We start from the raw sequence: 19,042 nt of genomic DNA, 5'->3' as shown, positions 1-19,042 counted from the left end.
TCCGGGTCAGGCGAGCTGGATGTCCAGCTCGGGAGCCGTCGTGGCGCTGCTCTGCCGCAGCACCTGGACCGCGTCGGGGTCGAACGTGCAGGTGACCCGGCTGCCCGGCTGCGCGCTGACCGACCGCGGCCCGTCGTGGTTGGCGACCTGGGCGACCAGGGTCGAGCCGGGTGCGACCTCCACCCGCACCTGGCTCGCCGCGCCGAGGTAGACGACGCTGCTGACCGTCCCCTCCACGCAGTTGTGCCCGGCCGGCACCGGCACTTCGGGGGCGGCCACCGTGATCCGCTCGGGACGGATCACGATGGCCGCGGCTCCTCGCAGCGTCGCGTCCCGGCACACGGCGTGCATGGTCCGGCCGAGCGCCGAGCAGGTGGCCAGGCCGGCCGAGTGGTCGGAGACGTCGGCGTCGAAGATGTTGGCCGAGCCGAGGAAGCTCGCGACGTACGTCGTGGCGGGGGAGGCGTAGATGTCCTCCGGGGCGCCGACCTGCTCGACCTTGCCGTCGGCGATGACGGCGATCCGGTCGCTCATCGTCAGCGCCTCCTCCTGGTCGTGGGTGACGTAGACGAACGTGATGCCGAGGTCCTTCTGCAGCGCGCGCAGCTGGAGCTGCAGGTGCTTGCGGAGCTGGGCGTCGAGCGCACCCAGCGGCTCGTCGAGCAGCAGCACCTTGGGATTGAGCACCAGCGCCCGGGCCAGGGCGACGCGCTGCTGCTGACCGCCGGAGAGCTGGGCCGGCCGGCGCTTCGCGTAGTCCTGCATCTGCGCCAGCTCGAGCGCCTCGCCGACGCGGCGCCGGGTCTCCTCCTTCGACACCTTCTGGTAGCCCAGCCCGAACGCGACGTTCTCCCACACCGTCATCAGCGGGAACAGCGCGTAGCTCTGGAACACCGTGTTCACGGGCCGCACGTGCGGCGCGTCCATCGCCACGTCGTGGCCGTCGAGCAGGATCTGCCCGGCGTCCGGTTTCTCGAAGCCCGCGATCATCCGTAGCGTGGTGGTCTTCCCACACCCGGACGCGCCGAGCAGCGAGCAGAACTCACCCGCCGGCAGGTCGAGGTCGATCCCGTCCACCGCGACGACGTCGCCGAACGACTTGGTCAGCGAGACCAGACGTACGGCGCCGCCGCCCGTCACGCCGTGGCCCCGGCGACGGATGCGAGGCGGGCGAAGTTCGCGACCAGCCGGTCGACGTCCTCGTCGGTGTGCTGCACCGACAGCAGCCACTGCTCGACCTTGCCCCAGGGCGGCAGGAACACGCCGCCGTTGTGCTGCATCAGCCAGTGCAGCTGGCCCCAGCGGTCGTCGATGCCGAGGAAGTCGCGGTAGTCGCGCACCGGCTTGTCGGTGAAGGCCACGCAGCCCTTCGCCCCGACGCTGACGACGTGCCACGGCAGGTCGTTCGCGGCGATCGCCTCCTCGAAGCCGAGGCGCGCGCGGGCCGCCAACGCGTCGAGCCGGGCGTACCCGGCGTCGTCGAGGACGCTGCTCAGGTTGGCCCGGGCCGCCGCCATCGCGAGCGGGTTCGCGTTGAAGGTGCCGACCTGCTCGTAGCGACCGTCGGCGATCGCCGACATCACCTCCTCGACGCCGCCGATCGCGGCGACCGAGATGCCGCCGCCGAGCGCCTTGGCGAGGCAGACGATGTCGGGCACCACGCCGTACCGGCCGATGGTGCCGGCCGGCCCGGTGGTGAAGCCGGTCTTCACCTCGTCGAACGTGAGGTACGCGCCCTCGGCGTGGAGGATCGGCGCCAGCCCCTCGAGATAGCCGTCGACCGGCGGGATGATGCCCGCGTTCATCATCACCGGCTCCAGGATCATCCCGGCGATCTGCCCGGGGTGCTCGGCGAGCGCGCGGCGCACGGCGTCGAGGTCGTTGAACGGGACGACGACGATCAGGTCCTGGATCGCCTGGGGGATGCCGGTGTTGCCGGGCACCCGCAGCGGCCGGTCGGCCGGGCCGACCTCGTCCTCCTCCGGCAGCACCGAGACCTGCACCGAGTCGTGGTGGCCGTGGTAGCAGCCCTCGACCTTGATCACCAGGTCGCGGCCGGTCAGCGCGCGCATCAGGTGGATGGCGTCCATCGTCGCCTCGGTGCCGGAGTTCGCGAACCGCCACAGCGGCAGCCGGTAGCGCCGGCGCAGCTCCTCGGCGACCCAGATCGCGTCCGCGGTGGGCTGTGCGAAGTGCGTGCCGCGCGCGACCTGGGCGCTGACCGCCTCGACGATCGCGGGGTGGCCGTGGCCGGCGATCGAGGCGCCGTACCCGCCGTGCATGTCGACGTACTCGTTGCCGTCGATGTCCCACACGTGCGAGCCGAGGCCGTGGCTCATCCACACCGCTTGCGGCTGGGCGATCTGCCAGTTCGACGTGGCGCCGCCGGCCAGCACGCTGCGCGCCTCGGCGATGGTCGCGGTGCTGCGCGGCTGGCGGCGCACGAACGCCTCGGACTCCGCGTGGATCAGGGCATCGACGGCATCGGCATCCGGGTCGATCGCGACAGACGTGGCCACCGTGGAACCTCCCCTTCGGGGCGATTGACTGAGTATTCAATCTATGTGACGGTGGTGCGACCGACAACCCCCTCGGAGCCCGACGGGAAACGGGAGGCTGCATGGCAGATCCGCGCCTCGACCGTCGCTCCGTGCTGCGTACGGCAGCCCTGCTGGGGCTGGGGATCCCGGCCGCCGCGAGCCTGCTGCAGGCCTGCGGCCGGCCCGAGCTGACCGCCTCCGACCTGCGCATCGCGTCGCCCGACGATCCGGTCCGCTGGACGATCCAGGACGACAACCAGCCGATCGCCGACGGGCTGTCGCCCGAGTCCGGGCCGCTGATCCTCTACAACTACGCCGACTACGTCGCGCCCGGCGTGGTCAAGGCGTTCGAGAAGCAGTACGGCGTCGAGGTGAAGATCTCGACGTTCAACGACACCGACGAGGCCGTGCAGAAGATCCGCACCGGGTCGGTGCCCTACGACATCTACTTCCCGAGCTACGACCAGATCAGCCGGCTGGTCGCCGCCGAGCTCGTGCAGCCGCTCAACCACACGTACCTGAGCAACATCGAGAACGTCTGGCCGACGTTCCAGAACCCCTGGTACGACCAGGGCTGGCAGTTCACGGTGCCGTACACCGTCTACTCGACGGGCATCGGGTGGCGCGACGACCAGGTGGGCGACGTCGCCACGCTCGACAACCCGTACGACGTCCTGTGGGACGAGCAGTACGCCGGCTCGACCGCGATCATCGACGACTGGCACACCGCGATGGCGATGGTCGGGCTGCGCGCCGGCATCACCGACGTCAACACCGACTCGGCGCGCGACCTCCGCACGATCAGCGACGGCCTGAGCGCGATCTCGGACGCCACCCAGCCCAAGGTGACCGTCTCGATGTACAGCGACCTGCCCGGGGGCCAGCTGGGCGTCAGCCAGATGTGGTCCGGCGACATCGTGAACGCCCAGTACTACCTGCCGAAAGGCCAGTCGGTCGACGTGCTGCGCTACTGGTTCCCCGAGGACGGCAAGGGTCTGGTCGACAACGACCTGATGGTGGTGCTCAAGGACGGCAGGTGCCCGGTGCTCGCGCACCTGTTCATCCAGCACATGCTCGACGAGAAGAACGCGCTGCGGAACTTCGGGTTCATCGGCTACCAGCCGCCGCAGCGGGTCCTCGACACCGACCGGCTGGTCGCCGACGGCTACCTGCCGGAGAACCTCGCGACGGCCGCCGTGAAGCAGGAGTGGTTCGACTCGTCGTACCGCCTGCTCGAGCTCGACGTCGCCAACGACCAGGCCTGGCACCAGGTCTGGCAGCAGTTCAAGGCCGGCGGATGAGCACCGAGGACCGCGGCAACCGTTTCCTCGGCCCGGTGCTGGCACTGCCCGGCATCGTCTGGCTGCTGGTCTTCTTCCTCGCGCCGCTGTACGTCGTCCTCGCGGTGGTCTTCGGCGGGCTCGACCCGATCTTCCGCACCGCGGTGCCGATCTGGAACCCGGCGTACTGGGACACCACCCAGATGCGGTACGTCCTCGAGCACATCGTCGGGCCGACCGGCTTCTTCGGGCCCGCGCTGCTGCGCACGGCGGTGTACGTCGTCACCGCCAGCCTGCTGTGCCTGGTGATCGCGTTCCCCATCGCGTACTACGTCGCACGGCTCGCGGGCCGCTGGCGAGGCCTCCTGCTCGCGCTGCTGATCGCGCCGTTCTGGATCAGCTACATGATGCGCATGCTGGCGTGGGTGAACCTGCTCGCGAACGACGGACTCGTCAACCGGATCCTCCCCGGCCAGGTCGACTGGCTGTCGGGCCGGTCCGAGGTCGTGGTGCTCGGTCTCGTCTACGGCTACGTGCCGTACATGATCATCCCGCTGTACGCCGGCCTCGACCGGCTGCCGCAGTCGCTGGTCGAGGCGGCGCGCGACCTCGGCGCGAGCCGGACGTCCGCGTTCTTCCGGGTGACGATGCCGATGTGCCGCCCGATCGTGGTGGCGAGCGTGCTGCTCACCTGCCTGCCGATGCTCGGCGACTACTACACCTCCGACCTGCTCTCCGGGTCGCCGCAGACCTCGATGGTCGGCAACCTGATCAACGAGACCGTGCTGACGCCGGGCCAGACCGGTCAGGCCGGCGCGTTCGTGCTCCTGGTCCTGCTCGTCTCGCTGCTGCCGATGATCTATTACGTCCGTTCGGTGTCCCGTGACGAGGCCGGGCTGTGAGCGGCCGGCGGACGGGGTGGTGGCGCGACCCCTGGCGCAAGCCGCGGATCCTCGTCGCGATCACGGTCGGCTACCTGCTGTGGTCGCTGCTGCCGGTGCTGGTCGCGGTGCTGTTCTCCTTCAACGACGGCAAGTCGCGCACGGTCTGGCAGGGCTTCTCGATGCGGTGGTACTGGGGCGACCCATACCGCTCGGTCTGGTACGACGACTCCCTGCACGCGGCGCTGGTCCAGACGCTGCGCCTCGGCATCATCACCACGCTGATCACGGTGCCGCTCGGGGTCGCGCTCGCGATCGGACTCGACCGGTGGCACGGGCGACTGCCGAGCGGCGCGAACGCGGCGCTGCTGCTGTCGTTCGTGATCCCCGAGATCCTCCTCGCAGTGGCGCTGCTGTTCGTCGTCACGAACGTCGCGCTGCCGATCGCGCTCGGGACCAGCGCGCAGGTGGTCGGCCTGGTGACGTACCAGATCGCCTACCCAGCGGTCCTCGTCAGAGCCAGGCTCGCGACCATCGGTACGCAGTACGAGGAGGCCGCGATGGACCTCGGTGCCTCGCCGATGCAGGCGCAGCGCCGGGTGATCCTGCCGATGCTGATGCCGGCGATCGTGGCCAGCGCCGTGCTCGTCTTCGCGGACGTGATCGACGACTTCGTGATCGTCCGCTACCTCTCCGGCGACTCCAGCACCGAGCCGACCTCGGTGAAGATCTACAACACCGCCCGCGCCGCCCCGACCCCCGCCCTCAACGCCCTCGCCACGCTGATGCTGGTGACCGCGATGCTCGCCGTGGTCCTCGGCTTCGCGATCTACCGCTGGATCGGCCGTCGCAGCGGGCACGACGGCGGCATCGGCTCGTTCACCGGCGAGGCGTGAGCGGTCGCCGTTGGTCGAGCTTGTCGAGACTCCCGTGGCCGACGCGGTGGGTGGGTTTCCGCTGCTTGATCACCGGGGGAGGTGTGAGCGGTCGTCGTTGGTCGAGCTTGTCGAGACCCCCGTAGTTGACGCGGTGGGTGGGTTTCTGGGATCTCGACGACGCTCGCTGGCGCTCGCTGCTCGATCACCGGGGGAGGTGTGTGCGGTCGTCGTTGGTCGAGCTTGTCGAGACCCCTGTAGCCGACGTGGCGGGTGGGTTTCTGGGATCTCGACGACGCTCGCTGGCGCTCGCTGCTCGATCACCGGGGGAGCGGGTACGGCGGCGGCCTCGGGTCGTTCACCGGGGGAGGTGTGAGCGGTCGTCGTTGGTCGAGCTTGTCGAGACCCCTGTGGCCGACGCGGTGGGTTGGGTTTCTGGGATCTCGACGACGCTCGCTGGCGCTCGCTGCTCGATCACCGGGCGCGCTGGCACGACGGCGGGATCGGCTCGATCACCGGGGGAGGTGTGAGCGGTCGTCGTTGGTCGAGCTTGTCGAGACCCCGGTAGCCGACGCGCCGGGTGGGTTTCCGGGATCTCGACGACGCTCGCTGGCGCTCGCTGCTCGATCACCGGGGGAGGTGTGAGCGGTCGTCGTTGGTCGAGCTTGTCGAGACCCCCGTGGCCGACGCGGCGGGTGGGTTTCCGGGATCTCGACGACGCTCGCTGGCGCTCGCTGCTTGATCAACGGGGGAGGTGTGAGCGGTCGTCGTTGGTCGAGCTTGTCGAGACCCCGGTAGCCGACGCGGTGGGTGGGTTTCTGGGATCTCGACGACGCTCGCTGGCGCTCGCTGCTCGATCACCGGGCGCGCTTGGCACGACGGCGGCATCGGCTCGTTCACCGGGGGCGGTGTGAGCGGTCGTCGTTGGTCGAGCTTGTCGAGACCCCTGTAGCAGACGTGACGGGTGGGTATCTGGGATCTCGACGACGCTCGCTGGCGCTCGCTGCTCGATCACCGGGGGAGGTGTGAGCGGTCGTCGTTGGTCGAGCTTGTCGAGACCCCCGTAGTTGACGCGGTGGGTTGGGTTTCTGGGATCTCGACGACGCTCGCTGGCGCTCGCTGCTCGATCACCGGGCGCGCTGGCACGACGGCGGGATCGGCTCGATCACCGGGGGAGGTGTGAGCGGTCGTCGTTGGTCGAGCTTGTCGAGACCCCGGTAGCCGACGCGGCGGGTGGGTTTCCGGGATCTCGACGACGCTCGCTGGCGCTCGCTGCTCGATCACCGGCGAGGTGTGAGAGCGTCGGGCCATGCTCGAGCAGGACGACCTCGCGTCGCGGCTCCGCGCCGCCGGCGATCGGTGGACGACCGTGTCCGGCACCTTCCGCACGTGGCGGGACCAGCCGCTCGTCACCCGCGCGTTCATGGAGTGGCACGGCCTGGACGAGCAGGGCGCGGGGCGGAACCGCATGAGGGCGGTTGCCGTGCACGAGATGCCGGATGCCGGCCCGAAGGTGCCGGTCGAGCACCTCCTGCGGGTGCACGCCGCCGAGCGTGGCAGGCGTCGACGGGCCGAGGCACTCTCCCGGGTCGGTGAGATGTGGATGGACGACCTGGTCGTGGTCGACGAGCCGTGGTTCTGGAGCCGCAACGGCCATCGTGTGCAGACCAACCACGGCGACCGCCGAACCAGCCACGGGGGAGCCGACTTCTTCCTGCTCCTCACGCCGACCGACGTGCCGGACGGGTTCGACCTCTCCGCGACGGACGAGACCGAGACGGTCGCGGGGCGTGCGTGCGACCTCGTCGTCGCCACGCCGAAGGAGCGGGATCCGCGCGGGTGCACGCCGGGCGCGGAGGTCTTCGACATGGTCTCGGGCGGCCGGGAGTTCCGGTTCCACCTCGATCAGGAGACGTCGACGCTGATGCGGGTCACCAAGCTCGTCGACGGAGCCCCGGCCGAGGTCAACGAGTTCCTCGACATCGCCTTCGACGAACCGGTCGATGACCGGCTCTTCCAACCACTGACCTGACCCGGGCCCCCTGGACCCGAGCGCGCCACGAGCCTAGGCTGACTGCATGTTCAATCAACTGCGTGGCACGATCGCTCCGCTGCCCGCGGCGGACGTCGCCAGGTCGTACGCCGAGTTCGGGTCGTCGCGGATGCTCCCGGCGGCGGCGTACCTCGATCCTGCCGTCTTCGCGTGGGAGCAGGCGAACGTCTTCTCCGGCTGGCAGTGCGTCGGTACGGCGACCGACTTCGGGCCGGTCGGCAGCCAACGCTCGATCGAGACCGGCGCCGGCGGCGTGCTGCTGGTGCGGGGCGAGGACGAGCAGATCCGCGCGTTCGCGAACTCCTGCCGGCACCGGGCCCACGAGCTGCTGCCCTGCGGCGTGACGGAGCAGCGGCGCAGCATCGTGTGCCCGTACCACTCCTGGAGCTACAAGCTCGACGGCTCGCTGCGCAACGCGCCCGGCGGCTTCCGCGAGATGGAGGGCTTCGACAAGGGCGAGTTCGGGCTGTTCTCGATCCCGCTGGTCATCTGGCACGGCTGGATCTTCATCGACCCGGCCGGTGACAGCGGCGCGTTCGAGGAGCACGTCGCCGGGCTCGACGAGATCATCGCGCCGTACCGGCCGGAGGACCTGGTCACCGTCGCGACCCACTCCTACGAGCTCGCGACCAACTGGAAGGTGATCGCCGAGAACTACCAGGAGTGCTACCACTGCTCGACGATCCACCCCGAGCTCACCCGCATCAGCCCGCCGCAGAGCGGGGAGAACCTCGACTTCGACGGCGACTGGATGGGCGGCTGGATGGCGCTGATCCCCGAGGCCGACACGATGTCGCTCGACGGTCGTTCCGGCGGCACCCCGATCGAGGGCCTGTCGCCGACCGAGCTGCGCACGGTGATGTACCTCGTCGGCTACCCGAACCTCCTGGTGAGCCTGCACCCCGACTACGTGATGACCCACCTGATGCGGCCGATCGCCGCCGATCGCACCCACGTCGAGTGCTCGTGGGCGTTCCCGCGCGAGGTCGCCGAGCGCGAGGGCTTCGACCCGTCGTACGCCGTGGACTTCTGGGACCTCACCAACCGCCAGGACTGGGCCGCGTGCGAGTCCGTCCAGCGCGGGCTGGCCACGCCGTACCAGGTGCCCGGGCCGCTGGCGCCCGAGGAGGACGGCGTCTACCAGTTCGTCAGCCGGGTCGCCCGTGCGTACGCCGGGCTCGGCCGCGCCGAGGACGCGCGGCCGTCGCTGGTCTCGCAGTCGAGCGACCACCCGCTCGGCGCCGCGCGATGACCATCGCGTCGCAGCTCGGCAAGGTCGGGCTGCCCGCGCCGGTGGCCGACCTCGCGAAGCGCGCGTGGGACGTCATCGTCGTCGGCGGCGGCCACAACGGGCTGACGGCTGCGGCGTACCTCGCTCGAGCCGGCAAGCAGGTGCTGGTGCTGGAGGCACGCGACCGCCTCGGCGGCGCGTGCACGCTGGACACCCCGTTCGAGGACAAGGGCTTCGTGATCAGCCCGTGCGCGTACGTGATCGGGCTGCTCGACGAGACCGTCATCAGCGACCTGCAGCTCCACAAGCGCGGGCTCGAGGTCTTCGTCGCGGACCCGCAGCTGTGGGTGCCGTTCGACGACGGCACGGCGTTCTCCCAGTGGATGAGCCACGAGCGGACGCGTGAGGACCTGCGCGCGATCGGCCTCCCGGAGAAGGAGATCGCCGGCTACGAGGCCTACGAGGACTTCTTCGACCAGATGCGGATCCGGCTGCGCAAGGGGCCGCGGGACAGCTGGGCCGGTGAGTCCCCGTCCCGCGCCGAGCTCGAGGAGATGCTCCTGGGCGACCAGATGATGATCGACGCGCTGTTCGACGCGTCGATCTCGGACGTGCTCGACGAGTTCGTCACCGACCAACGGCTCAAGGACGCGCTGTTCGGCCAGGGCATCATCGGCACCTGCGCCGGCCCGAAGGACCCGGGCACCGCGTCGGTGAAGCTCATGCACTTCCAGGGCGACCTGCTCGACGAGGGCCCGATCTGGGGCTACGTCAAGGGCGGCATGGGCATGGTCAGCTTCGCGATCGCCGAGGCCGCGCAGGAGGCCGGCGCCGTGCTCGCGGCCGGGGTGCCGGTCGGCGAGATCCTGCCGGGCGAGGGCGTGCGGCTCGACGACGGCACCTTCATCGCCGCGCCGGTCGTCGTCAGCAACACCGACCCCAAGCGGGTCCTCGACATGGTCCCCGCCGACGCGATGCCGACGGCGTACGGCGACCGCCTGCGCGACTGGGACATCACGTCGCCGGTGGTGAAGTTCAACGCCGCGCTGAGCCGGCTGCCCAGCTACACCGCTGCTCCGGGAGCGACGTTCCCCTACAGCGGCACGGTCGACGTCACCGGCGGCCTCGACGACGCGCAGGTGGCATACGAACGGTTCTTGACCGGCGAGCCCGCGGTCGGCTTCGGCGAGGTCTACTGCCAGACCGTGCTCGACCCCTCGCCTGCGCCCGAGGGCCAGCACCTGCTGAGCATCTTCGGCCAGTACGCGCCGTACGACGTCAACGGTGGCTGGGAGGCGCGGCGCGATGAGGTGGCGCGGCAGTTCATCGACCTGATGGCGCGCTTCGCCCCGGACTTCGAGGACTGCCTGATCGACTACGAGGTCCTCGGCGCGCCCGACATCGAGGCGAAGATCGGCCTGACCGGCGGGCACATCTTCCACGGAGAGGTGACCGCGGACCAGATGTGGGAGAACCGGCTGACGCCGCGCACCCCGATCGACGGCTTCTACCTGTGTGGCGCGTCCACCCACCCGGGCGGTGGCGTGGTCGCGACCAACGGCAAGAACGCCGCCGAGGCGGTCCTCGCCGACCTCAGCGGCTGAGCCGCATCGGGGTGTGCGGGATCCCGTCCTCGAGGAACTCGTCGCCGTCGGCCTCGAAGCCGAACGTGGCGTACCAGCCCGCCAGCGGTGACTGGGCGTCGAGCACCACGTCGCGTTCCTTCGAGACGTTGAGCGCGGTGTCCATGATCAGGTCAGCCCAGCCGCGACCACGTGCGTCGGGAGCCAGGAGGACCCGGCCGATCCGCCAGACCTCCCCGTCGTCGAGAACCCGCGCGTACCCGAGCAGTGCGTCGTCGATCATCAGGAGAACGTGGCGGGTCTCGGGGTCGACATCGCGTGTATCGAGGTCGGGGTAGGGGCAGTTCTGCTCGACGATGAACACGTCCTGCCGGATCTTGCAGATCCCGTAGACCGCATACGGATCGAGCATGTCGAACGACACTGCGAGGACCTTCACGGAAAAACCCTGTCACAGATGTCGGTGGGTCGGTGTCTCATGGACACCGACGACCCGAGGAGCCCCCATGAACGCCGTGTCGACCGACGTCTTCGTCCTGCATCGGAACCTCCTGTTCACGGTGGCCTACGAGATGCTCGGCTCGGCCGCCGACGCCGAGGACGTGCTCCAGGAGGCCTGGCTGCGCTGGGTCGACGTCGACCGGGTCCAGGTCCGCGACGAGCGCGCCTACCTGGTCCGCATCGTGACCCGGCTGTCGCTGAACCGGATGCGCACCAACGCCCGGCGCCGCGAGACGTACGTCGGCCCGTGGCTCCCCGAGCCGCTGCTCACCACCCCGGACGTCGCCGAGGACGTCGAGCTCGCGGACAGCGTCTCGCTCGCGATGCTCACCGTGCTCGAGACGCTCGGCCCGACCGAGCGGGCGGTGTTCGTGCTGCGCGAGGTCTTCGCCTTCGAGTACGACGAGATCGCGGCCGCGGTCGACAAGACCCCGGCCGCCGTACGCCAGATCGCGCACCGCGCGCGCAGCCACGTGGCCGAGCGGAAGCCGCGCAGCGAGACCACGGCCACGCAGTACGAACGGGTGCTGAAGCAGTTCATGCACGCCGCCTCGACCGGTGACGTGCAGGGCCTGATGGACGTGCTCGCGCCCGACGTCGTGCTGGTCTCCGACGGCGGCGGCGTGAAGAAGGCCGCGCTCCACCCGATCCTCGGGTCCGACAAGGTCGCCCGGTTCCTCGCCGGCGCCAGCGTCGACGTGCCGGTCACCCTGGAGATCGCCTACGTTAACGGCGCCCCGGGCATCCACATCCTCGTCGACGGCAACGTCGAGACGGTCGTGTCCGCGGTCCTCGAGGACGGCCTGATCACCGGCCTGTACGCCGTACGCAACCCGGAGAAGCTGGCCCGCGTGGACACGGTGGTCGCGCTCAGCCGGTAGGGGTGGTCTCGAGACCGGCCCCAGGGGCCCTTCCTCAATCACCGGCTTGGTGACGCGCTAGGGTCGTCACCACAAGACAGGGGAGCACGCCTGGCGTGCTGAGAGTGCGGATCCGCCGCAGACCCTATGAACCTGCTCCGGTTAGTACCGGCGAAGGGAGTCCAATGAGATCTGTGCGTGTCTGCGTGCCGTTGGTGGCGCTCGCCCTGGCGGCGACCGCGTGCTCGACCATCGGGGAGAGCTCGGGGAGCGAGGAGCCCGAGGACGGCGCGACGCCGACCGAGGTGGTGCTCGTGACCCACGAGTCGTTCGTGCTGCCGAAGAAGCTGGTGAAGCAGTTCGAGGAGGAGAGCGGCTTCGACCTGGAGGTCCGGGCCGCCGGCGACGCCGGCGTGCTGACCAACAAGCTCGTGCTCACCCAGGACAACCCGCTCGGCGACGTCGCGTTCGGCGTCGACAACACGTTCGCCTCGCGGGCGCTGGCCGAGGGCGTGTTCGCGCCGTACGACGCCACACTGCCCGAGGGTGCGGAGCAGTACCTCCTGCCCGGCGACGGCGAGGACGGCGAGGCGCGGGCGCTGACCCCGGTCGACAACGCGAGCGTGTGCGTGAACGTCGACGACACCTGGTTCGCGGAGCAGGACCTCGCCGCGCCGACCTCGCTCGACGACCTGGTCGACCCGGCGTACGAGGGCCTCTTCGTCACGCCGGGCGCGGCGACCAGCTCGCCGGGCATGGCCTTCCTGCTCGCCACCATCGGGGCGTACGGCGAGGACGGCTGGCAGGACTACTGGTCCGAGCTGATGGACAACGACACGCTGCTGACCGACGGCTGGTCGGACGCGTACCAGGTCGACTTCACCCAGGGCGGTGGCAAGGGCGACCGGCCGATCGTGCTGTCGTACGACTCCTCGCCGGCGTTCACGATCGCCGACGACGGCACCTCCACCACCAGCGCGCTGCTGGACACCTGCTTCCGCCAGGTGGAGTACGCCGGAGTCCTCGAGGGTGCTGCCAACCCGGCCGGGGCCGAGGCGCTGGTGGACTTCCTGCTGAGCCCGGACGTCCAGGCGGCGCTGCCGGAGAGCATGTACGTGTTCCCGGTCGACGCGTCGGTCGAGCTGCCGGCCGAGTGGGCGGAGTTCGCGGAGCAGCCGACCGAGCCGATCACGGTCGACCCGGAGGCGATCGCGGAGGGCCGCGACGACTGGCTGCGCGACTGGAGCGACATCACCTCGCGATGAGGCGCCTGTTCGTCCTCGCGGGGCTGGCGGCGGTGCCGCTGGCCGTGCTGGGCGTGTTCTTCCTGCTGCCGATCAGCGGGATGCTGGCCGAGGGCCTGTGGGCCGACGGCACGTTCGACCCCGGTGCGGTCCTGGAGGTGCTCGCCCGGCCGCGGGTGCAGCGGGTCATCTGGTTCACCGTGTGGTCGTCGGTGCTGGCGACCGCGTGCGCCGTGCTCCTCGGGGTGCCGGCCGCGCACCTGCTGCATCGGCGCCGGTTCCGCGGCCGCGCCGCCCTGCGCGCCCTGCTGCTGGTGCCCTTCGTGCTGCCGACGGTCGTGGTCGGCGTCGCGTTCCGCGAGCTGATCGGCGAGGCCGGTCCCCTCGGGTTCCTCGGCTTCGACGGCTCCGCGGGCGCGATCGTCGCCGGCCTGGTGTTCTTCAACGTGGCGGTCGTGATCCGCGCGGTCGGTGCCGCGTGGGAGTCCCTGGACACGCGCCCGGCGGAGGCCGCGGCCTCGCTCGGCGCGAGCCCCGCGCACGTGTTCCGCACGGTCACGCTGCCGGCGCTGCGGCCCGCGATCGTGTCGGCCGCGAGCGTGGTGTTCCTGTTCTGCGCCACGGCGTTCGGCGTCGTGCTGACCCTCGGCGGGCTGCGGTACTCCTCGGTCGAGACCGAGATCTACCTGCTCACCACCAACCTGCTCGACCTCCAGGCCGCGGCCGCGCTGTCGATCGTGCAGCTGCTCGCGATCACCGCCCTCCTCGTGGTCACCACCCGCCTCCGTTCCGTGCCGGACCCGACGTTGGCGCGGTCGGTCGCGCGTCACCCCCGGGTCTCGCGCGGCGACTGGCCGGGCCTGCTCGCGACGTCGGTCGTCGTCGTGCTCGTCGGCCTGCCGATCGCCGCGCTGGTCACCGGTTCGCTGCAGGTCGGCGACCACTGGAGCCTGGAGAACTACCGCGCGCTGACGACCGAGGGCTCGCGGCAGGCGCTGCTGGTGCCGGTCACCCAGGCCCTGGTCACCTCGCTGCGCACGGCGGTCGACGCGACCTGGATGTCGCTGAGCCTCGGCCTCCTGATCGCCGTCATCGTGAGCCGGCGGTCGCGCACCCGCGCCGAGCGCCGCGCCCGCGGCCTGCTCGACGGGCTGTTCATGCTGCCGCTCGGCGTCTCCGCGGTGACCCTGGGCTTCGGCTTCCTCATCACGCTCGACGAGCCGCCGCTGGACTTCCGCGACTCCCTGCTGCTGGTCCCGATCGCCCAGGCCCTGGTCGCGCTGCCGCTGGTCGTGCGCACGCTCGCCCCGGTCCTCGGCGGCATCGACGACCGCCAGCGGCAGGCCGCGGCGTCGCTCGGCGCGGGCCCGCTGCGCACGTTCGTCACCGTCGACCTGCCGGTGATGTGGAAGCCGCTGCTGGCCGCGGCCGGCTTCGCGTTCGCGGTGTCGCTGGGGGAGTTCGGCGCGACCTCGTTCCTCGCCCGCGACGACAACCCGACGATGCCGATCGTGATCTTCCACCTCATCGGGCACCCCGGTGCGATGAACTACGGCATGGCCCTCGCCGCGTCCGTCGTGCTCGCCGCCACCACCGCCGTGGTGATGCTGCTGGTCGAGCGGCTCCGCGTCCCGTCCGTCGGAGCCTTCTGATGCTGACCCTCGAGAACCTCTCCGTGTCGTACGACGGCGCCCCCGCGGTCGTCGACGCGTCCCTGACCCTCGAGGACGGCCACGTGCTCGCCGTCCTCGGCCCCAGCGGCTCCGGCAAGTCGACGCTGCTGCGCGCAGTCGCCGGGCTCGAGCCGCCCGCGGGCGGCCGGATCACGTGGGACGGCGACGACCTCGCCGGCGTCCCGACGCACAAGCGCGGGTTCGCCCTGATGTTCCAGGACGGGCAGCTCTTCAACCACCTGACGGTCGCCCGCAACGTCGGGTACGCGCTGCGCCTGCGACGTACGCCGGACGCGGGAGCGCGGGTCCGGGAGCTGCTCGAGCTGGTCGGGCTGCAGGGGTACGCCGACCGCCTGCCCGGCACCCTCTCCGGCGGCGAGCGGCAGCGGGTCGCGCTGGCCCGCTCCCTCGCGGTGCAGCCGCGGCTGCTGCTGCTCGACGAGCCGCTGTCGGCGCTCGACGCCGGCCTCCGCGAGCGGCTCGCCACCGACCTGCGCGACATCCTGCGCGCGGCCGGGACCACCGCCTTGATGGTGACCCACGACCACGAGGAGGCGTTCGCGGTCGCCGACCGGCTCGCGGTGATGCGCGCCGGCCGCGTCGTCCAGCAGGGGGAGATCGCCGAGGTGTGGCGGGCGCCGGCGGACCCGGAGACCGCGCTGTTCCTCGGCTACGCGCGGGTGCTCGTCAACGAGGCCGCCCAGCGCGTGCTCCGCGCCGCGGGCCTGCCCGGGGCGCCCACGGTCGCCGTACGGCGCTCCGCGCTGGTGGTCGCCGAGCAGGGCCCGCTGCGCGGCGTCGTGCTCTCCGGGCGCGCGACGCCCAGCCAGATCCGGCTGGTCGTCGACGTCGAGGACGTCGGTGAGATGGACGCCGTCGCGGGGCACGGATCGCACCCGGCGCCGGGCGACCGGGTGGCCCTGACCGTCGACGCCGGCCGTCTCGCGGTGACGCCGTTTGGCCCGTGATCAGGGAACCTCCCTAGACTGACCTCCGTGTATCGCCGCGCCTACGTCTTCCTCGTGGTGAACGCGGCTGTGATGCTGGCCTGGGCTGCGCTCACCGCCTGGCACCTCGATCGGCCCCTGATCGACCCGGAGGGCAGCTTCCTCGGCCCCTCGTGGCTGCGGCTGCCGATCCTCTGCCTGGGTGCGTTGTTCCTCGACCTGGTGCCCCGGGCGGTGTGGCTGACGCGCGGTCGGGTCCGGCAGATGCCGGAGATCGTGCGGGAGCGCTGGCACAGCCACTGGTCGCGGGAGCGACTGCTCCTGGTGATCCTGGGCATCGCCTGCTTCTACGTGATCTACGTGAGCTACCGGAACCTCAAGTCGTTCCTGCCGCTGGTCAGCGACCGCATGTACGACCGCGAGCTGCTCATGCTCGACCGGGTGCTGTTCTTCGGCCACGACCCGGCGCTGGTCATCCACCAGGTCCTCGGCACGACCGTCGTCGCGCACCTGCTGTCCAGCTTCTACCTGCTCTTCATCCCGATGGTCGCGATCCTCGTGACGGTGTGGCTCGTGTGGTCGCGGAACCTGTCCTACGGCTGGTGGTTCGTCACCGCGCAGGGGGTCGCGTGGACCCTCGGGACGCTCTCCTACTACGCGCTCCCGACCCTCGGCCCCGGGCTCGAGTACAGCTGGCTCTACAACAGCCTGTCGCACACCGGCACCACCGACCTGATGAGATCCCTGGTCAACGCCCGTCACGGCGTGCTGTGGAGTGACGGCCAGGCCCAGACCGTCGCGGGCTTCGCCAGCCTGCACACCGCCATCTCGCTCCTCTGGGCCCTGATGGTGCAGTTCACGGTCCAGTCGAAGGTGCTGAAGTGGGTCTTCTGGGTCAACTTCGGGCTCACCGTCGTCGCCACGCTCTACTTCGGCTGGCACTACGTCGCCGACGACATCGCCGGCATCATGATCGCCTTCGTCTCGTTCTACATCGGCGGCATCGCGAGCGGGCAGAAGTTCTCCAAGCACGGCCTCGCGTCGCACCCCACGACGACGACCTCCAAGGTCCCCGTCGACCGCTGAGAGGTCCAGATCACTGCTTGCCGCCCGGAGATGGTGGGTAAGCATGCGCCATGGCGACTGACACCGCGGCACCCCCGACCGGCTACGTCCAGCCGGAGATCGACGTCCCCGAGCTGACCGCGCTGCTCGACGGCAGGTACGCCGACGTCCGCAACCTGGTCCGCACCAACCTCGCCGAGTACGCCTCGATCCTCGACGAGGCCGAGGACCTGTCGATCGACGACTTCCGCGAGCGCGTGAAGGAGGTCGTGGTCGAGATGGCCGCGACCGGGCAGACCGGGATGGGCTTCCCGGAGGAGTACGGCGGCGGCGGCGACATCGGCGCCTCGATCGCGGCGTTCGAGACGCTGGCGTACGGCGACCTCTCGGTGCTGGTCAAGGTGGGCGTGCAGTTCGGGCTGTTCGGCGGCGCGATCCTGCAGCTGGGCACGAAGCAGCACCACGACGCGTACCTGAGCGACCTGATCACCGGGAAGCTGATGGGCTGCTTCGCGATGACCGAGACCGGCCACGGCTCGAACGTCCAGGCGCTCGGCACGGTCGCGCGCTACGACGTCGACACCCAGGAGTTCGTGATCACCACGACCACCGAGTCGGCGCGCAAGGACTACATCGGCAACGCCGCCAGGCACGCGGAGGTCGCGGTCGTCTTCGCCCAGCTCGAGGTGGGCGGCCGCTCCGAGGGCGTGCACGCGTTCGTGGTCCCGATCCGCGACGGCCGGGAGCCCTGCCCCGGCGTACGCATCGAGGACGACGGCCGCAAGATGGGCCTCAACGGCGTCGACAACGGCCGGATCTGGTTCGACGAGGTGCGGGTGCCGCGCACCGCGCTGCTCAACCGCTTCGCCGACGTGACGCCCGAGGGCGTCTACGAGAGCGCGATCGACAACCCGAACCGGCGCTTCTTCACGATGCTCGGCACCCTCGTCCAGGGCCGGGTCTGCGTCGGCGGCGCCGGCATCAACGCCAGCAAGGTCGCGCTCGCGATCGCCACGAAGTACGCCGTACGCCGCCGCCAGTTCGAGGCGACCTCGGACGAGCAGGAGGAGCTGCTGCTCGACTACGGGATGCACCAGCGCCGGCTGCTGCCGCTGATCGCCCGGACCTACGCGCTGCACTTCGCGCAGGAGGTCGTCGCGCTCCAGCTGCACGACGTCTTCTCCGGACACACCGACGACGAGCACACCCGCCGCGAGCTCGAGTCGCGCGCTGCCGGCACCAAGGCGCTCGGCACCTGGCACGCGACGCGGACCATCCAGGAGTGCCGCGAGGCGTGCGGGGGAGCGGGCTACCTCTCGATCAACCGGTTCGCCGCGCTCAAGGCCGACACCGACGTCTTCACGACGTTCGAGGGTGACAACCACGTGCTGCTGCAGCTCGTGGCCAAGGGCCTGCTGACCGACTACGCCAGCGAGTTCCAGGACCTCGACCAGCTCGGGATGGTCCGTTTCGTCACCAACCTCGCCGTGGAGACCGTCATCGAGCGGACCTCCGTGCACAAGATGTTCGAGCGGGTCCGCGACCTGCTGCCGGGTGGCGACTCGTGGGACCAGGAGGCCGGCCTCCTCGACTCGGAGTACCACCTCGCGATGCTGCGGTTCCGTGAGGAGCACATGCTCGGCGGCGTCGCGCGACGGCTCAAGCGCGGGATCGACCAGGGCTCGAACCCGGGCGAGGTGTTCTCCGCGGTGCAGGACCACGTGATCGCCGCCGCCAACGCGCACGTCGAGCGACTGGTGCTCGAGGCGTTCGTCGACAAGGTCCGCGCCCAGCCGGACGGCGACACCAAGGTCGCGCTGGGCCTGCTGTGCGACCTGTTCGCGCTCTCGACCATCGAGTCGGACCGGGCCTGGTTCATGGAGCACGGCCGATTGACGGTGCAGCGGTCGAAGGCGATCAGCCGTGAGATCGGCGGTCTTTGCCGCAAGGTCCGGCCGTTGGCCGTGGATCTTGTGGACGCATGGGCGGTTCCGCCGGAGATGCTTCGCTCGCCCGATCTGGTCGCCGGACCCATAGCACCTCCAGCGACTTAGCGCTCGGTAAGTAGCGGTTGTCGTCAGCGGTCCAGACAATTCCCTTCCATGGAAGAGATTCATGCTTGTATTACTTCCATGGAAACTACTCATGGCCTCGGGACCGAGAACCGGTCGGCGGCCCCACCCGCGCTCACGGCCGATCTCGAGGCCATGATCGTGGAGCACATGCCTCTGGTCGGTCACATCGTCCGGGAGACGATGGCGCGTGTTCCGTCGCACGTGGATCGTGATGACCTGACGTCGGCGGGTTTC

The 19,042-nt window shown here is 70.4% G+C and carries 15 protein-coding genes, 1 pseudogene and 1 riboswitch; of the genes and pseudogenes, 13 read left to right on the top strand and 3 right to left on the bottom strand.

Going from position 1 to position 19,042, the window contains the following annotated elements; all coding sequences use genetic code 11:
- Positions 1–6 precede the first annotated feature (6 nt).
- Together MJ604_RS18235 and MJ604_RS18230 are read right to left on the bottom strand one after the other, a co-directional pair.
- Complete coding sequence (locus tag MJ604_RS18235; RefSeq protein ID WP_243060012.1) at positions 7–1,140, bottom strand: ABC transporter ATP-binding protein; 1,134 nt, start codon at positions 1,138–1,140, stop codon at positions 7–9.
- A complete protein-coding gene (locus MJ604_RS18230; RefSeq protein ID WP_243060011.1) occupies positions 1,137–2,519 on the bottom strand; it encodes an aspartate aminotransferase family protein in 1,383 nt (460 codons plus the stop codon). The genes MJ604_RS18235 and MJ604_RS18230 overlap by 4 nt, the downstream gene beginning before the upstream one ends.
- 101 nt (positions 2,520–2,620) lie before the next feature.
- On the opposite strand from MJ604_RS18230, the gene MJ604_RS18225 reads away from it, so the two are divergent.
- The 6 genes from MJ604_RS18225 (at position 2,621) to MJ604_RS18195 (ending at position 10,464) form a co-directional block, all read left to right on the top strand.
- Positions 2,621–3,841: a spermidine/putrescine ABC transporter substrate-binding protein gene (locus MJ604_RS18225; protein ID WP_243060010.1), complete on the top strand. Its 1,221-nt coding sequence runs from the start codon at positions 2,621–2,623 to the stop codon at positions 3,839–3,841.
- Entirely contained in the window at positions 3,838–4,722 is an 885-nt protein-coding gene (locus tag MJ604_RS18220; protein ID WP_243060009.1) for an ABC transporter permease, read from the top strand. The genes MJ604_RS18225 and MJ604_RS18220 overlap by 4 nt, the downstream gene beginning before the upstream one ends.
- Positions 4,719–5,597, top strand: a complete 879-nt coding sequence (locus MJ604_RS18215; RefSeq protein WP_243060008.1) for an ABC transporter permease — start codon at positions 4,719–4,721, stop codon at positions 5,595–5,597. Before MJ604_RS18220 ends, MJ604_RS18215 begins: the two co-directional genes overlap by 4 nt.
- A 1,288-nt stretch (positions 5,598–6,885) precedes the next feature.
- Positions 6,886–7,608: a hypothetical protein gene (locus tag MJ604_RS18210; RefSeq protein ID WP_243060007.1), complete on the top strand. Its 723-nt coding sequence runs from the start codon at positions 6,886–6,888 to the stop codon at positions 7,606–7,608.
- A 46-nt stretch (positions 7,609–7,654) separates the two neighbouring features.
- A complete protein-coding gene (locus MJ604_RS18205) occupies positions 7,655–8,881 on the top strand; it encodes an SRPBCC family protein (RefSeq protein ID WP_243060006.1) in 1,227 nt (408 codons plus the stop codon).
- The gene (locus MJ604_RS18195) at positions 8,878–10,464 is read left to right on the top strand and encodes an NAD(P)/FAD-dependent oxidoreductase (protein WP_279236256.1); all 1,587 of its coding nucleotides are present in this window, start codon (positions 8,878–8,880) and stop codon (positions 10,462–10,464) included. The genes MJ604_RS18205 and MJ604_RS18195 overlap by 4 nt, the downstream gene beginning before the upstream one ends.
- On the opposite strand, the gene MJ604_RS18190 is transcribed toward MJ604_RS18195, so the two are convergent.
- Positions 10,454–10,882: a GNAT family N-acetyltransferase gene (locus tag MJ604_RS18190; RefSeq protein ID WP_243060005.1), complete on the bottom strand. Its 429-nt coding sequence runs from the start codon at positions 10,880–10,882 to the stop codon at positions 10,454–10,456. The two genes, MJ604_RS18195 and MJ604_RS18190, sit on opposite strands and share 11 nt — an antisense overlap.
- Positions 10,883–10,949: 67 nt before the next feature.
- Between MJ604_RS18190 and MJ604_RS18185 the strand changes: the two genes are divergently transcribed.
- From MJ604_RS18185 to MJ604_RS18155, 7 genes and pseudogenes are all read left to right on the top strand, one after another.
- Entirely contained in the window at positions 10,950–11,825 is an 876-nt protein-coding gene (locus tag MJ604_RS18185; protein ID WP_243060004.1) for an RNA polymerase sigma-70 factor, read from the top strand.
- Positions 11,826–11,893: 68 nt separating this feature from the next.
- Positions 11,894–12,001: riboswitch (TPP riboswitch) on the top strand.
- On the top strand, positions 11,990–13,069 hold the full coding sequence (locus MJ604_RS18180; protein WP_243060003.1) for a thiamine ABC transporter substrate binding subunit: 1,080 nt from the start codon (positions 11,990–11,992) through the stop codon (positions 13,067–13,069). (Overlaps the previous riboswitch by 12 nt.)
- A complete protein-coding gene (locus tag MJ604_RS18175) occupies positions 13,066–14,700 on the top strand; it encodes an iron ABC transporter permease (protein WP_243060002.1) in 1,635 nt (544 codons plus the stop codon). Before MJ604_RS18180 ends, MJ604_RS18175 begins: the two co-directional genes overlap by 4 nt.
- A complete protein-coding gene (locus MJ604_RS18170) occupies positions 14,700–15,689 on the top strand; it encodes an ABC transporter ATP-binding protein (protein WP_243060001.1) in 990 nt (329 codons plus the stop codon). Before MJ604_RS18175 ends, MJ604_RS18170 begins: the two co-directional genes overlap by 1 nt.
- Positions 15,690–15,716: 27 nt before the next feature.
- Positions 15,717–16,754 carry a phosphatase PAP2 family protein gene (locus tag MJ604_RS18165; RefSeq protein ID WP_243060000.1) on the top strand — a complete coding sequence of 346 codons (1,038 nt, stop codon included), beginning with the start codon at positions 15,717–15,719 and terminating at the stop codon, positions 16,752–16,754.
- Between the two features lie 50 nt (positions 16,755–16,804).
- Positions 16,805–18,787, top strand: coding sequence for an acyl-CoA dehydrogenase (locus MJ604_RS18160; RefSeq protein ID WP_243059999.1), 1,983 nt, complete (start codon positions 16,805–16,807; stop codon positions 18,785–18,787).
- A gap of 48 nt (positions 18,788–18,835) precedes the next feature.
- Positions 18,836–19,042: pseudogene (locus MJ604_RS18155) on the top strand (hypothetical protein); the annotation flags it as partial.

It is taken from the genome of Nocardioides sp. SR21, assembly GCF_022761125.1.
Classification (GTDB): domain Bacteria; phylum Actinomycetota; class Actinomycetes; order Propionibacteriales; family Nocardioidaceae; genus Nocardioides.
Note: the sequence above shows the minus strand (reverse complement) of the source record. Positions and strands in the feature narration are given on the sequence as shown.

Coding starts and splice junctions, on each gene's coding strand:
- MJ604_RS18225 (WP_243060010.1), top strand. CDS start 2,621: ATGGCAGATCCGCGCCTCGACCGTCGCTCCGTGCTGCGTACGGCAGCC.
- MJ604_RS18220 (WP_243060009.1), top strand. CDS start 3,838: ATGAGCACCGAGGACCGCGGCAACCGTTTCCTCGGCCCGGTGCTGGCA.
- MJ604_RS18210 (WP_243060007.1), top strand. CDS start 6,886: ATGCTCGAGCAGGACGACCTCGCGTCGCGGCTCCGCGCCGCCGGCGAT.
- MJ604_RS18205 (WP_243060006.1), top strand. CDS start 7,655: ATGTTCAATCAACTGCGTGGCACGATCGCTCCGCTGCCCGCGGCGGAC.
- MJ604_RS18195 (WP_279236256.1), top strand. CDS start 8,878: ATGACCATCGCGTCGCAGCTCGGCAAGGTCGGGCTGCCCGCGCCGGTG.
- MJ604_RS18185 (WP_243060004.1), top strand. CDS start 10,950: ATGAACGCCGTGTCGACCGACGTCTTCGTCCTGCATCGGAACCTCCTG.
- MJ604_RS18180 (WP_243060003.1), top strand. CDS start 11,990: ATGAGATCTGTGCGTGTCTGCGTGCCGTTGGTGGCGCTCGCCCTGGCG.
- MJ604_RS18175 (WP_243060002.1), top strand. CDS start 13,066: ATGAGGCGCCTGTTCGTCCTCGCGGGGCTGGCGGCGGTGCCGCTGGCC.
- MJ604_RS18170 (WP_243060001.1), top strand. CDS start 14,700: ATGCTGACCCTCGAGAACCTCTCCGTGTCGTACGACGGCGCCCCCGCG.
- MJ604_RS18160 (WP_243059999.1), top strand. CDS start 16,805: ATGGCGACTGACACCGCGGCACCCCCGACCGGCTACGTCCAGCCGGAG.